General features: G+C 69.9%; 13 protein-coding genes and 1 pseudogene. 6 read left to right on the plus strand and 8 right to left on the minus strand.

Annotation, left to right across the window (positions count from 1 at the left end; translation table 11 throughout):
* Window positions 1–117: 117 nt before the first annotated feature.
* Window positions 118–1,080, minus strand: coding sequence for a zinc-dependent alcohol dehydrogenase family protein (locus OHU34_RS01310; protein ID WP_405764149.1), 963 nt, complete (start codon window positions 1,078–1,080; stop codon window positions 118–120).
* Between the two features lie 166 nt (window positions 1,081–1,246).
* On the opposite strand from OHU34_RS01310, the gene OHU34_RS01315 reads away from it, so the two are divergent.
* The 3 genes from OHU34_RS01315 to OHU34_RS01325 all read left to right on the plus strand — a co-directional run bounded on the left by OHU34_RS01315 (window position 1,247) and on the right by OHU34_RS01325 (window position 2,931).
* Window positions 1,247–1,891, plus strand: a complete 645-nt coding sequence (locus OHU34_RS01315) for a TetR/AcrR family transcriptional regulator (protein ID WP_230193528.1) — start codon at window positions 1,247–1,249, stop codon at window positions 1,889–1,891.
* A gap of 348 nt (window positions 1,892–2,239) precedes the next feature.
* Window positions 2,240–2,542 carry a helix-turn-helix transcriptional regulator gene (locus OHU34_RS01320; RefSeq protein ID WP_142270902.1) on the plus strand — a complete coding sequence of 101 codons (303 nt, stop codon included), beginning with the start codon at window positions 2,240–2,242 and terminating at the stop codon, window positions 2,540–2,542.
* Window positions 2,539–2,931: a VOC family protein gene (locus OHU34_RS01325; RefSeq protein ID WP_142270903.1), complete on the plus strand. Its 393-nt coding sequence runs from the start codon at window positions 2,539–2,541 to the stop codon at window positions 2,929–2,931. Before OHU34_RS01320 ends, OHU34_RS01325 begins: the two co-directional genes overlap by 4 nt.
* Before the next feature lie 522 nt (window positions 2,932–3,453).
* On the opposite strand, the gene infA is transcribed toward OHU34_RS01325, so the two are convergent.
* Window positions 3,454–3,678 carry a translation initiation factor IF-1 gene (infA, locus tag OHU34_RS01330; protein WP_020131535.1) on the minus strand — a complete coding sequence of 75 codons (225 nt, stop codon included), beginning with the start codon at window positions 3,676–3,678 and terminating at the stop codon, window positions 3,454–3,456.
* Entirely contained in the window at window positions 3,675–4,466 is a 792-nt protein-coding gene (locus OHU34_RS01335; RefSeq protein ID WP_405764150.1) for a GNAT family N-acetyltransferase, read from the minus strand. The genes infA and OHU34_RS01335 overlap by 4 nt, the downstream gene beginning before the upstream one ends.
* Window positions 4,467–5,033: 567 nt before the next feature.
* Between OHU34_RS01335 and OHU34_RS01340 the strand changes: the two genes are divergently transcribed.
* Together OHU34_RS01340 and OHU34_RS01345 are read left to right on the plus strand one after the other, a co-directional pair.
* Window positions 5,034–6,680: a protein kinase domain-containing protein gene (locus tag OHU34_RS01340; protein WP_405764151.1), complete on the plus strand. Its 1,647-nt coding sequence runs from the start codon at window positions 5,034–5,036 to the stop codon at window positions 6,678–6,680.
* Window positions 6,677–7,390: a hypothetical protein gene (locus OHU34_RS01345; RefSeq protein WP_230193525.1), complete on the plus strand. Its 714-nt coding sequence runs from the start codon at window positions 6,677–6,679 to the stop codon at window positions 7,388–7,390. Before OHU34_RS01340 ends, OHU34_RS01345 begins: the two co-directional genes overlap by 4 nt.
* A gap of 68 nt (window positions 7,391–7,458) precedes the next feature.
* Here the strand turns inward: OHU34_RS01345 and OHU34_RS01350 are convergent.
* Together OHU34_RS01350 and OHU34_RS01355 are read right to left on the minus strand one after the other, a co-directional pair.
* Window positions 7,459–7,537, minus strand: a pseudogene (locus OHU34_RS01350) (MoaD/ThiS family protein); the annotation flags it as partial.
* A complete protein-coding gene (locus OHU34_RS01355) occupies window positions 7,534–8,469 on the minus strand; it encodes a LysR family transcriptional regulator (RefSeq protein ID WP_405764152.1) in 936 nt (311 codons plus the stop codon). The pseudogene OHU34_RS01350 and the gene OHU34_RS01355, both read right to left, overlap by 4 nt.
* Window positions 8,470–8,576: 107 nt before the next feature.
* On the opposite strand from OHU34_RS01355, the gene OHU34_RS01360 reads away from it, so the two are divergent.
* The gene (locus OHU34_RS01360; RefSeq protein ID WP_405764153.1) at window positions 8,577–9,620 is read left to right on the plus strand and encodes a zinc-dependent alcohol dehydrogenase family protein; all 1,044 of its coding nucleotides are present in this window, start codon (window positions 8,577–8,579) and stop codon (window positions 9,618–9,620) included.
* Between the two features lie 327 nt (window positions 9,621–9,947).
* On the opposite strand, the gene OHU34_RS01365 is transcribed toward OHU34_RS01360, so the two are convergent.
* The 3 genes from OHU34_RS01365 to OHU34_RS01375 all read right to left on the minus strand — a co-directional run bounded on the left by OHU34_RS01365 (window position 9,948) and on the right by OHU34_RS01375 (window position 14,332).
* The gene (locus OHU34_RS01365) at window positions 9,948–10,862 is read right to left on the minus strand and encodes a hypothetical protein (RefSeq protein WP_230193522.1); all 915 of its coding nucleotides are present in this window, start codon (window positions 10,860–10,862) and stop codon (window positions 9,948–9,950) included.
* Between the two features lie 471 nt (window positions 10,863–11,333).
* A complete protein-coding gene (locus OHU34_RS01370; RefSeq protein ID WP_230193521.1) occupies window positions 11,334–11,885 on the minus strand; it encodes an EF-hand domain-containing protein in 552 nt (183 codons plus the stop codon).
* A 134-nt stretch (window positions 11,886–12,019) separates the two neighbouring features.
* Entirely contained in the window at window positions 12,020–14,332 is a 2,313-nt protein-coding gene (locus tag OHU34_RS01375) for a molybdopterin-dependent oxidoreductase (RefSeq protein WP_405764155.1), read from the minus strand.
* Between the last annotated feature and the right edge of the window lie 84 nt (window positions 14,333–14,416).

Here is a 14,416-nt window from a genome sequence, read left to right on the forward strand (position 1 = left end):
TTCACGTCCAGCACCGAAAGGCCTTCCCGAGATGGCCGGCCACAAGCCCCCTCCGAGCGTCAACGATCTGGGCGGCTCCCGCATTCACCCACGCCGCGAACGCCACCCCTGCCCGGGTCAGGGCGCCAGCACAACTCTGCCGAACACCTCTCCCTCGTCCATCTTGCGGTGGGCCAGCGCCGCCCGGTCCAGAGGCAACACCTTGTGCACGACCGTTCGCAGGTCCCCTTGCGCAGCATCGGCGAACTGGGATGAGCGCACGGTCTGCCGATCAGGGCGGGGCACGGTGTCGGAGCTGAAAGCGGCAAACGACAACGACCTGCGGAAGGCGTCCATCAGCCGCATGCCGAAGTCCGCCGGCGGCTGCCCACCGACCACGCCGACGGCCACAAACCGCCCGTTGGAGTTCAACTTGTCCAGAAACAAGGGAAGCTGGGGACCCCCCACGACATCGATCAACACGTCGAAGCCCACCGGTGTGTCCTGGCCTCCCTCCCCGGAGCGGTCCAGGACATGGGTCACGCCCAGATCCCGCAGGCGGGCGCCGCGATGCACCGACGAGGTGGTGACCGCCACCGCACTCGCGCCGAGCCTGGCTGCGAGCTGGACCGCTGTGATCCCGATGCTGCCCGCCGCACCGCGCACGAGCACCGTCTCGCCGGGCGTGAAGCGGGCCCGTTCCAGGGCGAAGTGGGCGACCACGCCGGAGCCGCCGAGGGTCACTGCCTCGGCGGCGGTCAGGTCGTCGGGCAGCACAAGGACGTCCTCGACTGCGGCGACGGCCTGCTCGGCGTATCCACCGGACAGGCCGGTGAACGCCCACACCCGTCGTCCGATCCATGAGGCGTCCACGCCCTCTCCCACCGCGGCGACCCTTCCCGAGACCTCGCTGCCCAGGAGATGGCCCTCCCGGAAGGCGTAGGCGGCAAGCGTGCCCCGGCGGATCACGGCGTCCACGCCGCCGACTCCGATCGCCTCCGTGGCGATCTTCACCTGCCCCGGAGCAGGAACGGGCGCGGGCACATCGACGACCTCCAGGCCATCGGGGTCACCGAACGTCCTGATCACGACGGCTTTCATCTCTGCTCCTGATGTCGGTAAAGGGAGGGATCGCAGTTGCTGCGGCCGTGGCCGACGAGTCCGCCCGACAGCCGGGGCGTCACAGGCGAGCTACTGGAACGGGGCGGCAGCACCCGCCTTCGGACCGTAATGGACGCCCCCGTCCGTTTGGCTAAAGTGAGAAACGATGACCAGCCAATTGCCTCAGGCCGTGCGCACCGACGCCCGCAACAACCGAGCCCGCATCCTGGAGGCCGCCCGCGCAGTGTTCGGCGAGAAGGGCCTGAGTGCGCCCATGCGCGAGGTCGCCCGGCATGCGAGCGTCGGCCCCGCCACGCTGTACCGGCACTTCCCGACCAAGCAGGCGCTGATCGTGGAGACCTTCGCCGAGCAACGGCGGGCCTGCCAGGCCGCCGTCCGCGACGTCCTTGCGGACCCGGACCCGTGGCGCGGATTCCGGAGCCTGGTCGAGCGGATCTGCGAACTCCACGCGCACAGCCGGGGATTCGCCGACGCTTTCATGACAGCGTTCCCCGAGGCCATGGACTTCGCCGCCGACCGGGAGCAGACCCTGCGCGCGATCGGCGAACTGGCACGCCGTGCCCAGAAGACCGGCCAACTGCGCCCCGGCTTCGTCATCGACGACCTGGTCCTCATGCTCATGGCCCACCGAGGCCTCCAAGACACGCCGCATGCCGCACGGGCCGCGGCCTCCCGGCGCTTCGCCGCCTATGTGATCGAGGCGTTCCGCGCGGCACCTGAGACGGGAGCGCCTGTGCCGCTGCCGCCGGCACCACGTCTGCAGCTCACGCACTCGCCCGGCACGCCATAGATCCGTCTCCTGGAGGTTCGTCGATCCTTGCGGCGAACAGCCTCCTGGCCGCGGAGCAGGTGAGCGTGCTGCTGCGACGACATCGATCTGCGCGGTGCTGACCTTGATCTTGGAGTCGGACCAGGCGCCCCTGGTACTGAACTTGTTCGTCAGCTGCCGGGCGTCGTGGTAGATGCAGGTGGCGCCCCCGGGGCCGCCAAAATCCGCGCCCTGGGCAGGTCAGGTTGCCGGCCAGGTCGTAGCAGCACTGCCAGGAGTCGGCGATCGTGTCCCTTCTTCTCCTCCTTCGCGTACGAGAACCGGCGCCTCGGCTTGATAGGCAAGTAACTGCTTGCCTATCCTGAGGTCGTGGCCGACGAACTTTTCAAAGCCCTGGCCGACCCCACCCGCCGCATCATCCTCGACGAGCTCACGGAGAAGTCCGGACAGACGCTGTTCGAGATCTGCTCGCGGCTGAGCATGAAGCACCGACTCGGCATGTCGCGTCAGGCGGTCTCCCAACACCTCGACCTGCTGGAGGCCGCCGGGCTCGTCGAGACCAGACGGGAGGGCCGCTACAAGTTCCACGACCTCAACACAGCCCCGCTGCGGCAGATAGCCGAGCGCTGGCCCATGCCCGACGCGTCCGGACCAGAGAAGAGCACTCCATGAAGATCCATCTGACCAGCGTCTTCGTCGACGACCAGGCCAAGGCCGAGCAGTTCTACACCGAGATCCTCGGTTTCGTGAAGAAGCACGACGTCCCATTGGGCGAGGAGGCCCGCTGGCTGACCGTCGTCGCGCCCGACGAGCTCGACGGCACCGAACTCCTCTTGGAGCCCGCCGGCCACCCGGCCGTCAAGCCCTACCGCGACGCGCTCGTCCAGGACGGCATCCCGCTCGCCCAGTTCGCCGTCACCGATGTGGAGGCGGAGTACGAACGCCTGCACGCCCTCGGCGTTCGCTTCACCCAGGAGCCCCTGGCGATGGGCCCTGTCACCACCGCCGTCTTCGACGACACCTGCGGCAACCTGATCCAGATCGCCACACAGCCGCAGTAAGCGGTCGGCCTCGAGCGGCGTCCAGGCTCGATGTCGGCGAACGTCAGCTCCGGCATCCGCAGCTGGGCCATCGTCACCTCGGCCGAGGTGACGATGGCCCAGCGTCGGCCGACAGCCACTCCTCCGGCTGCTCCGGAGGCTCCGGAGTCCGGACCCGGACCCGGTACACGCCATCGGGCCCCGGAACGGTACGCCGACCGTGGGTGCAGATACGCACCGTAGGGCACACCTGAGACGCGTGCCGGGCGACACCGCGCGTCCACTCGCCCATCTGTGCCACGACGCCGCTGCCGTCGTCGGCACGCCGCCGCCCCGCCCCTGAACGCGACCCTCCTCCTCGTGCGTACCCAGGCGCTCACTCCGGATCTGGACTGTGCATGGGAGATACCCGCCGCGCAGGACGGGGTCGCGGAGCACATGGGCGAGCACCGCGCGGATCTGTATGGCCATGCTGGACCCCGGTCACGGAAACGCCGTGACCGGAGCCCCGAAATCAGCTGTTGCGGAAGATGCCGCCCGCCGCTAGTTCCGGTACCGGAACACGATCCGGCCGCGCGTCAGGTCATACGGCGGGAGCTCCACCAGCACGCGGTCTTCCAGCAAGATCTTGATGTAGTTCTTGCGGATCTTCCCGCTGATGTGTGCGAGCACCTGGTGGCCGTTCTCGAGCTCCACGGTGAACAGGGCGCTGCGCAGGCACTCGACGACCCTGCCCTCGACTTCGATGACGTTCCTGTCCTTCGTCACCGCACCAGCTCCAGGTTGCTGCCCACCGGCCGGGCGCCGATGCCCTCGAACAGCGCCGAGGCTGCTTTGTTGGACTCCTGGACCTCGGTCCAGGCCGCGGCGAACCCGCAGCGGTGCAGCGTCCCCAGTGCCTCGGCCAAAAGCGCCCGCGCGATGCCGCGGCGCTGCTCGCCGGCCCGGACCGCGACCAGCCCGATGCGCGGCCGGTTCACCGTCACCACCCGGATCAGACCCAGGTACCCGTCCGGCGCCGCGGCCACCGCGTACTTGGACGGGTCGACGACCGTGTCGCCTTCCGACCCGGCAATCACCTCGGCAGGCATCGACTCCCACCCGACGGCCGCCTCGACTTCGTCACGGATCGCACGGTCCACCGCCCGCAGCAGACTCTCGTCCGCCTCACCGGCAGGCACGATCGTCACACCCGGAGGCGGCAAGACCGCATCGAGCCCTGTGACCCGCGGGTCGGTCGGCACGACGTACTCCCACTCGCGGCGCCGGATCGCGAACCCGGCCCGCCGCCAGCCGGCCGTCAGCTCGGCGTCGGCTTCGTCCACCACCGTGTACAGCGGTGCCGGCAGCTCTGCCGGCATCGCCTCGGCGAGCCGGTCGAAAACGGCATCATGCCAGGCGTCGATACTGACGAACAAGCGTCCGTCGGGCCGGTGCGCCGCATGCCCACGGCCGACCACCAGGTCGTCATCCAGTGCATGCCATTGCCTGTCCGCGACGCGCGTGATCACCACCGCGTTCTCGCTCAGGCCGGAGTTGAAAGGCTTTGTGTTCATCGGAGTCTCCTCCCAGGAGTGCCTCGATCTCAGGCGCTCCTGGCGACACCGACCGTCAGCCGCCGGACCGTGACGGGTTGAGGGAGCACCCACGGGCTGTGTTCACGGGGCTCACCTCCACACGACGACTTCACGGTCCGCCACGAAAGTAGCAGCGCGGCACCGCCCGTTCAAACCCTTTTCCCTGCACTCGCAGCCCCACCCGGAGGCCTCAACACCTCCTCGTCGGGCGGTGAACAGGGCCTCGCCGAAGCGCTTGGACCCGTCGTAGAAGCCGCGCGGCGCGATCGGGTCTTCCTGTGCGTCACGGCGCGCCACGCACGGGTCGCCGAGGCACTGCGCGAGGCGGGTCTCGTCGAGCGCATCCTGTGTGTCACACGCACGCTGTCACAGGCCCAGGAGCCACGAAGAGGCGCGCACGTGCGTGATCACGAAGGGAGCGCCGCCGTCGCGAACGGGCGCGGTTGCAACCGAGGCGGCCATAATCGTGTCTCTGTCCGCGTGGTCCGACGTGCCGGGACACGGCACCGGGAACACTCCGCGGACTGCATGGGCAGGGGGACGACGATGAACGCATGGGCGGTACCGGGGTACGCCGAGGCTTTGGAGCTGGGGTCCGGTGCGAGCGGGCGGGTCGTGCGCGCCGTGCACGAACCGACCGGCGTACCGGTGGCGGTGAAGTACCTGAGCGAATCGCTGCGCACCCGCCCCGGCTTCGTCCACGGCTTCCGGGCCGAGGCGGAGTTGCTGGGCAGCCTGAGCAGTCCTCACGTGGCCGGGCTCTACGAGTACATCGAGGCGACGAACGGCGCCGCCATCGTGATGGAGCTGGTGGAGGGCGTGTCCCTGCGGACCCTCCTCGCCCGCAGGGGCCCGCTGACCCCCGAGGCTGCCCTCGTCGTCCTGAAGGGGTCCCTGCTCGGTCTTGCCGACGCGCACCGGGTCGGGGTGGTGCACCGGGACTACAAGCCGGCAAACGTCCTGGTCGAGCCGGACGGCGGCTCCAAGCTGGTGGACTTCGGTATCGCGGTGGACGCGGGCGTCCGGGCCGGAGTGGCCGGAACGCCCTCGTACATGGCTCCCGAGCAGTGGACCGGCGCCCCCGCCTCGCCCGCAGGGGACGTCTACGCGGCCACGGCCACCTTCTTCGAGTGCCTCACGGGGCGCAGGCCCTACACGGGCGACAACATGGCCGAGCTGGCGCTGCGGCACGTCGAGAGCCCCGTCCCGGTCGAGGAACTGCCGGAGGAGGTGCGTCCGCTGGTCGGGCGCGGGCTGGCGAAGTCGCCCAGCGAGCGTCCCTCGGACGCGGCGGCCTTCGTCGAGGACCTGGAGCGCATCGCGGAGGGGGCCTACGGCCCCGACTGGGAGGAGCGCGGACGCGGACGGCTCGCCGCACTCGTCACACTGCTCCTGTTCCTGCTGCCGTCCGCCAAACAGGCGCCCCACGCCGGGACCGACACCGCCCGCACGGTCCTCGGGCAGGGGACGGGGCCCGGTCGGCTGCGTCCGTGGCGCCCCACCTGGCCGGGCGTCCTCGTGTCGGCCCTCGCCGTCCTGGTCGCACTGACGGCCCAGGGTCTCGGCGGGAAAGACGGCGCCGGGGCGGCCACCGGGCAGGCGGCCGAGGTGCTGGCCACCACGAGCGCGACGCCGGACGCCCCGTCCACGAGCGCTCCACTGACTCCCGCGCCTTCGAGCGGAACGCCGTCGTCCGACTCCGCCACACCGTCCGGTAGTCCGAAGGACACCTCCACCACGCCGTCCGCGTCCGTCACGCCATCCACCGACCCCGCGCCGGCCACTTCCGACGGCGGTACGGCGAGTGCGGAGCCGTCGGCACCGCCCTCTTCGGACGGCACCACCACGAGCCCCTCTCCCCCGCCGCGGACCGGGGTGAAGGACGTCGCCGTCGCAGAGTTCCGGCAGACCGGTACCAGCACAGGTACGGCGTCGATCACGGTGACAACGGACGGCACCGGCCCGGTGTCCGTGACCGTCGGCTGGTTCTCGGGCGATGCGTCCGGGCAGCCGGGCACCTCGGACGGGGCCGCCGACGTCCGAAGGCTGAGCGGCTCCACGCAGTACGGCTTCACCGTCGAGCACTCGTTCACGGGGACCGGCTGCTACTGGACGGTCCAGGTCACCACCGCTCCCGCCGCCGGTGGCGGAGCCTCCCGGCAACTCCTCACCCGGCGGTGCGACATCCGATGAACGGACCCGACCCGCACGACCGGCCCGCGTTCCCACCTCTTCCTCCGGCACCTCCGACGCCTCCGGGTGACGACGAGGACTACAGCGCCACGGTGCTGGCCAGCCACTGGATCCAGCGGCCCGAGACCGACCCGACCGCCGTCCTCGACGACCCCACCTCCGTCGAGGACGGGTCCCTCCCCACAGATCGGACGGTTGTCGCACCGCCGACGCCGCACGACGACGGCACCGTGCTGCGTTTCGGCCCCGGAGTCACCGCCGCCCTGGCCCGCCAGCCGCACCGCACACTGCCCGCCGTGCCCGCGCCGCCCGCCTTCCGGCGCGGCAGGCTGCGCCGGTACGCGCTGCCCGCGCTGGTGCTCGTCGCCGCCGTCCTCTTCCTGCTTTGGCGGGAGAACACGGGGCCCGGAGTGCGGAACGTGTCGGTGACAGCGGTACGGGACGCCTTCGGCTGCGATTCGACGGTGGGCATTGTGGGCGAGGTCCGCACCGACGGCCGCCCCGGCACGCTCACCTACCGCTGGCTGCGCAGCGACGGCACTTCCTCCGTCGTACGGCATGCCGACGTCGCCCGGGGGCAGCGTACGGTCCGGCTGGAACTGCTGTGGACCTTCGAGGGACCGGGACGGCTGCGGGCTGTGGCGGAGCTGCGCGTCCTCACCCCCGAGCCGCACGCGGCCGAGGTCCGCCTCACCTACGACTGCCCCTGAGCGCCTCACCCCTGACGCTGTGCCACCGATCCTTCGACGTATGTGACGCTCCGGTTCCGGCCACGTGGCCGCGTCGTGCGGCTCCTCGGCGACCCCGGCCGCGGCCTTGGCCGCCGCCCGGCGGCGCACCGTGACCTTGGGCGTCAGGTTCCTCGAATTGCCGCTGTGTCTGCCGAGGTGTCACTGAGAGTGCGAAGTACGTCGAGGCAGGCGGCGATCGCGGGTTCGTGCGCTGTGCCATGGCGGACAGCGATCTCGATCGTGCGGGTGAGCGTGCTGTCAGAAACCGGTCGCGCCGTCAGGGTCGGTGGGAGGTGGGCTGCAGCCATGTGCGGGATGAGGACCGTGTGGCCGCCGCTCGCGGCGAGGGCGGTCATGGCGGAGAAGTCGGTGCAGGTGTGCCGTACCTGCGGTGTGAAGCCGGCCGATCGGCAGGCCTGGAGGACGGCGTCACCGCAGGCTGTTTGAGGCGGGGCGGTGATCCACGGGGTGTCTGCGAGTTCCCGTAGGTCGATCGCGGATCGCTCGGGGTCAGCCGCCGGGTGGTCGGTCCGCAGGATCGCGACCAGTGGATCGGCCCTCAAGAGGTGGGCCTCGACGCCGGGGTGCGGGGGTGCGGCGAGGTTGGCGTAGCGGTAGAGCAGCGCGACGTCGACGCGTCGCTCGAGCAGCAGCCTTACGGCCGCTTCGGGTTCGGCCTCGGTGATATGCAGCCGCAGGTCCCTGTGGGCGCTCTCCAGGGCTTCGCCGAGGGAGGCGGCCACCGGTGCGAGCGCACTGGGGAAGCAGGCGATGTGGAGGGGTCCGGTCGGCTCCCCGGTGCCGGTGTGCAGCCGGTTCCGGGCTTGTTCGAGAGCCGCAAGCACGCTTTCGGTGTCCTCAGCCAGCCGGCGGCCGGCGGCGGTGAGGTGGATGGAGCGGCCGGTGCGTTCCAGCAGGCGGGTGCGGGTCTCGTCCTCCAGCAGCCGCAGCTGTTGCGAGACGGCGGAGGGTGTGACGCCGTGGAGCTCGGCCACGGCGGTCACCGTGCCGTGGGCGGCCAGATCGCGAAGGAGGACGAGTCGCCGGACATCGAGCATTAGCTCATCTTAAAGAGATGATGAAGGAGATGTAGCTGGACACGGAAACGCATGTCCGGCGACCCTGGCTTGCTCAGCCCGTCCACCGAGCGTCCAGGAGCGTTTTCATGCGTGCCACCGTGATCCACGGCCCCCACGACATCCGGATCGAGGAGGCGCCCGACCCGGTGGTCCGTAAGCCGACCGACGCCGTCGTGCGGGTGGTCAACGCCTGCATCTGCGGCAGCGACCTGTGGGCGTACCGCGGTGTCGCCTCCCGCACGGCCGGTCAGCGGATCGGGCACGAGTTCCTCGGCATCGTCGAGGCGGTCGGCTCCGAGGTGAGGTACTTGCGCCCGGGCGACTTCGTGGTCGCCCCGTTCGTCTGGTCCGACGGTACCTGCGACTACTGCCGCGAGGGCCTGCAGACCTCCTGCCCGCGGGGCGGCTTCTGGGGCGAGGTCGGATCCGACGGCGGCCAGGGCGAGGCCGTCCGCGTCCCGTTCGCCGACGGCACCTTGGTCAAGCTGCCCAAGGAGACGGCCGACGAGGAAAAGCTGCTGCCCAGCCTGCTCGCCCTCTCCGACGTGATGAGCACCGGCCACCACGCTGCGGTCGCCGCCCGGGTCCGGCCCGGCGCCACGGTCGCCGTGGTCGGTGACGGCGCGGTCGGGCTGTGCGGTGTGCTCGCCGCGCAGCGTCTCGGCGCCGGGCGGATCATCGCCTTGGGCCGGCACGAGCAGCGCACCGCGATCGCCCGTGCCTTCGGTGCCACCGACGTGGTCGCCGAGCGCGGAGAGGCCGCGATCGAGGCGGTCAAGGAGCTGACCTGCGGCCAGGGCGCACACGCCGTGCTGGAGGCCGTCGGCACCGAGGAGTCGATGCGCACCGCTATCTCCATCGCCCGCGACGGCGGCGCGGTCGGCTACGTCGGCGTACCGCACGGCGGCAGCGCCGGCGTCGACATCTCCCAGATGTTCGACCGGAACGTCACGCTGGCCGGCGGCGTCGCCCCCGCCCGCGCGTACATTCCCGAGCTCCTGCCGGACGTGCTGTCCGGCGCGATCGACCCCGGCCTGGTCTTCGACCGCACCGTGGACCTCGACGGGGTGCCCGACGGCTACCGCGCCATGGACGACCGTACGGCCCTCAAGATCCGCATCGCCTTCTGAAGGCGCGATCTGCCACAACCATCACGAGGCTCTGCCCCTGGGAGTCCGGAGGTCCCCCGCAGGGCTCAAGCGGCCGGCTCCAGCACCGGGAGACCGCGACGGGTTGATTGGCAGCCGAGGCCCGCGGCACGGATGCCCGGCCAGGCCTGGACCCACTGGCACCTCGGCCCAGGCCCTGGCACTACCTCGAAGCGGTCCAGTGCGTCGGCACGGCCCAAGGGGCCTCAGCAAGCTCGCTGGGCTTGATGAGGGCGCAGTCGCGTGGCCGGCGCCCGACAAGAAGCGCCGGCCGCAGCCGTTACATCACTGTGCCGGCAAGTCGAGTGCTCAGCCCGTGGGAGTCAGTTCTGCCGCCTGCTGCGGCTGCTCCTCCACCTGCGCCGCAGGTCCGCCGAACCATGCAACCGCGACCGCGCCTGCCACCGCCAGGACGAAGCCGAGCACCGCCATCCAGGCGAGACCGGCCCGTGAGGCGTCGCCGAGCCAAAGTACGCCGATTACGCCGGGCAACACGGTCTCGCCGACGACCAGGGCCGCCGTGGCCGCGTTGACCGAACCGATCTGCAAGGCGACGGTGTGCAGGTACATCCCACCTACGCCGGCCGTCACGATCGCGTACAGGGCGGGATCCGTCAGCAGGGCGGCCGGATCGAAGGGGGTGACGCCGTTCAGGACCCGGACGCCCACGCCCAGCGCGCCGAAACCGAGTCCGGACAGCAGTCCGGCAAGGATCGCGGCGCGGGGACCGAGGAGGCGTACCGCGAGCGTGCCGCCCGCCATCAGGGCGAGCGAGATCGCCAGGAGCCACCAGTGCGTGGCGATCGGGATGCCGTGTCCACTGCCCTCCTCCCCCGCCGCCGTCGCGAGCAGAACGAGCGCCGCGCAGACCACGCCGATGGACGTCCACTCGGCGCGAGTCAGCCGGATACGGAGGAGCCTGACGCTCAGCACGGCGGTGATGATCAGGTTGGCGCTGATCACGGTTTGCGAGAGGAACAGGGGCAGTAGCCGAGCAGCCAGTGCGCCCAGTGCGAAGCCCACGAAGTCCAGGACGGTACCGACGACGAATTCCCAGGTCATCGCGGCCTTCGCGGTGGAGGCGAGGCTGGGCCCCCCGTACTGGGTGCTGGCTGTGGTGGCCGCACCGCTCCGCGCGGACCTGCGGGACCCGATGGCTTGCAGGACTGAGCCTGTGCCGTAACAGACGGATGCCGCAACGGCGGTCAGCAAGCCGATCAACACAATTCGCTCCGTTCCGGATGGCCACCGACTCAGCGCCATCTCGGTTGACGAGACGGCTTACGGCCATGGAGCGTTGCCTCGCTGTCGGCTTCGCCGCCCGCCCGTTCCGTGAACCGGGGTGGCGGCGAGACGGAGGACATCATGCAGGTCGACACGATCAGCGCCGGATCAAAACGATGGTGGGGGCGCAGCGTCCGCTCGGCGGGCGCGCCGTGGGCAGTGGGCCATCTCCCCGTAGGTCTCCAGCGACGCCCTCGAGTCGCCGACGAGAGACCTCGACAGCGGCACCACGACAGATCTGCCGGCCTGCCGCCGCGCAATCACCATCGTCCGCACGATCCGCCCCCATGCCGTACACGGCGCACTCGGCCGGAGTCGCCCATCAGGCGCCGCCCAAGACACCCGGAAATGCCGCATGCCCTTACCGGCGAGGGTGTGGACATGCGGCGTCCCTGGCGGCATCCTGCGCCGTCAGCCGGCGACCCTGCCGAACAGGTGGTTGGCAGGAGCGTCCGGGTCGTCGCCGTAGAAGAACTCCGTTACCGCCTGGTGGAATTCGGCGCGGTCCAGCGCACCGGAGCCGTCCCGGTCCAAAGCGGCGAAGACCGCGGCGCAGTCCACGCCCGGAACGCCGGCGACCGAGTCGAACATCTGCTGGAACTCCGCCTGGTCGATCTTGCCGTCTCCGTTGAGATCGACCAGGTCGAAGAAGCAGTTGGTCACCGGCTCGATCTGTTCCGGGTACAGGGCCCGGTCGGTCAGGACGCGCCTGAATCCTTCGGTCATCTCCCGCAGATCGACCTTCCCGTCACCGTCCTGATCCATCGGGGCGATCACGTTCGCCCAGAACCCGTCCATCCCCTCGATGAGCAGGCGGGCGGTCGCGGAGTCCGGCGTGGTGCCGCGGGCGGCGATGTAACGCTCGCTCATCATTCGGACGTCCCGCTGGGTGATGAACCCGTCGCCGTCGACGTCGGCGCCCCTGAACCACTGGCCGTACTTGAGGTCTTGAAGTGCAGTCACGACTGCGCACAGTATTCATTCCATTACGCAAGCGCAAACGGCAGGTGGAGAGCCTCTAGGCGGCCGAGCCGGCCTGTTGCGCGCCGGCGATGGCGTACACGGAAACGTGCCCGAAGAGGCAGGCAGTCTTCGTGTCAGTGTTCGAGATTCGGTGGTGCAAAGGCGAGCACGTCAGGAAGGGGATCGCCGTACAACTCGACGTCGACCAGCGCACTGAGAGCACTCGGCCCTTGGGACAGGCGCGAGCACGGCCGATCCGCCGTGAGGACGTTCGGATTGCCGTGGCGGTCCATTGTTCCGCTCAGGCCTGGCCGGACCGGATCCCACCACGCTCCCGTGGACAGTTGTACGACGCCTGGCATGACGTCGTCCGACAGGACCGCGCCCGCGAGACAGCTACCTCGGTCGTTGAAGACGCGTACGATCATGCCGCTCTCGATGCCGCGCGACGCGGCGTCCGACGGATTGATCGTCACGGGCTCACGACCACGGATCTTTGAACCGAGGCTGTGGCCACCGTTGTCGTACTGGCTGTGCAGGCGCGAGGCGGGCTGATTCGAGATCAAGTGCAGCGGGAATCGGTCCGCCAGATCGGCACGAAGCCACTCCGCCGGTTCGAACCACGTCGGATGCCCGGCGCAGTCGTCGTAGCCGAACGAGTCGATCTCCTCGGAGAAGATCTCGATCCTGCCCGACGGTGTCGGCAGGGGGAAACGCCGCGGATCTGCGCGGAGCTCCTCGAAGCTGCCGGGAAACGGTCCGGTCGACGCCGGCAGCTCAGCGGTGGAACTTCGCCAGAAGTCGTCGAAGCCCGGCAAGGCGGCATCGTCGCCGAGTCCGGCCCTCGTCTGCTCGTAAAGGTGTCGAACCCATTCGATCTCTGAGCGCGACTCCGTGAACTCCTGCTCGTATCCGAGCCGGGAGGCCAAGGCGGTGAAGATGTGGTGGTCGGTCCGCGACTCGCCCGCCGGGTCGCGGACCTTCGGCATCGCGACGAGGTGGGGGTCCGAGAATCCGGCGGCGAAGTCGTCGCGCTCCAAGCTGGTGGCGACGGGGAGGACGATGTCCGCGAACTTGGCCGTGGTGTTCCACCAGGCTTCGTGAACCACCACCGTGTCAGGGGTCTGCCAGGCTCGGGTCAACCGATGGAGATCTTGGTGGTGGTGGAACGGGTTCCCTCCGCACCAGTAGATCAGGCGAAGCTCGGGCAGCGTGAGGCGCCGGCCGTCGTAGTCGATGGTCTTCCCCGGATGCAGCAGGGTGTCGGCGATCCTTGCGACCGGGATGAATTCCGCAACGGGGTTGGAAACTTCGGGAATCGTCGCCACGGAGGGGCGGCCCTTGGCGACGCCGGTCGCGTCCATCGTCGCGTAACCCGCGCCCCAGCCGCCGCCAGGCCGGCCCATCGAGCCCGCCATGGCGGCCAGCACGACGGACATCCAGATCGGTTGTTCGCCGTGGTCCGCCCGCTGCACCGCGTAGTTGACCATGATGAGCGAACGCTGGGTGGTGAGGCGGTGAGCGAGGTCGGTGAGCACGTCGCGACTGATGCCGGTGATCCTCGCTGCCCAGGCAGCGTCCTTGGGGACGCCGTCGAGCTCGCCGAGCAGGTAGGAGGCGAAGCGGTCGAACCCGACGCAGCACCGGCGAAGGAAGTCCTCATCGTGCCACCCGTTGACCAGCATCGTGTGGGCGATGCCGAGCATCGCGGCGGTGTCGGTGTTGGGGATGACGGGCAGCCACTCGGCGTCGAGGAAGCCGGCGACGTCGCTGCGGAGGGGACTGACGTTCACGAACCGCACCCCGGCCTCACGACACCGGCGCTGCAGGTTCTGCGTCTGGTGCCTGGCCAGCCCGCCAGGGTTGATCTGGCTGTTCTTGAGGGCCAGCCCTCCGAACGCCACCACAAGCTCGCAGTTCCCGGCGATCTCGTCCCACATCGGCATCCGGGACTGGTAGCTCCACGGATGCCCGCCGATCACATGGGGGAGGATGACCTCCAAAGCCGCGGTGCTGTACGTGTTGCGGGAGTCGGTGTATCCCCCGCCCAACGCCAGGAACCGGTGGAGTTGCCCCTGTGCGTTGTGGAACCCGCCCGCACTCGCCCATCCATAGGATCCGCCGAACACCGCGCTGTCTCCGTGCTGTGAACGCACTCGACGGAGTTCATCGCTGACCAGCGTGATCGCATCGTCCCAGCTCACCTCCACGAAGGCGTCCGCGCCTCTGGCCGTGTCGTGGGCGCGCGGCAGGCCGTTCAGCCAGCCCTTGCGCACCGCGGGGCGCAACACGCGAGCGCTGTCGTCGGCGGCTGTCACCATTCCGGGGCCGATAGGCGACGGCGCGGGGTCATCGCCTCTCGGCTCGATGCGCACCAACCGGCCGGAATCGACCACCGCGATGAAACTGCCCCAGTGGGTCGCAACCGACATGCGTCGTTCCACCATGCATCAACCCCACCCCTGAAGTTCCCCTGCTCACGGCCGGCGTTAGCTTCCGTCACAGGGGTTCCACTGCAGTCGACGGTCCGC

The sequence above is a fragment of the Streptomyces sp. NBC_00080 genome (assembly GCF_045041255.1).
GTDB classification, from domain to species: domain Bacteria; phylum Actinomycetota; class Actinomycetes; order Streptomycetales; family Streptomycetaceae; genus Streptomyces; species Streptomyces coriariae.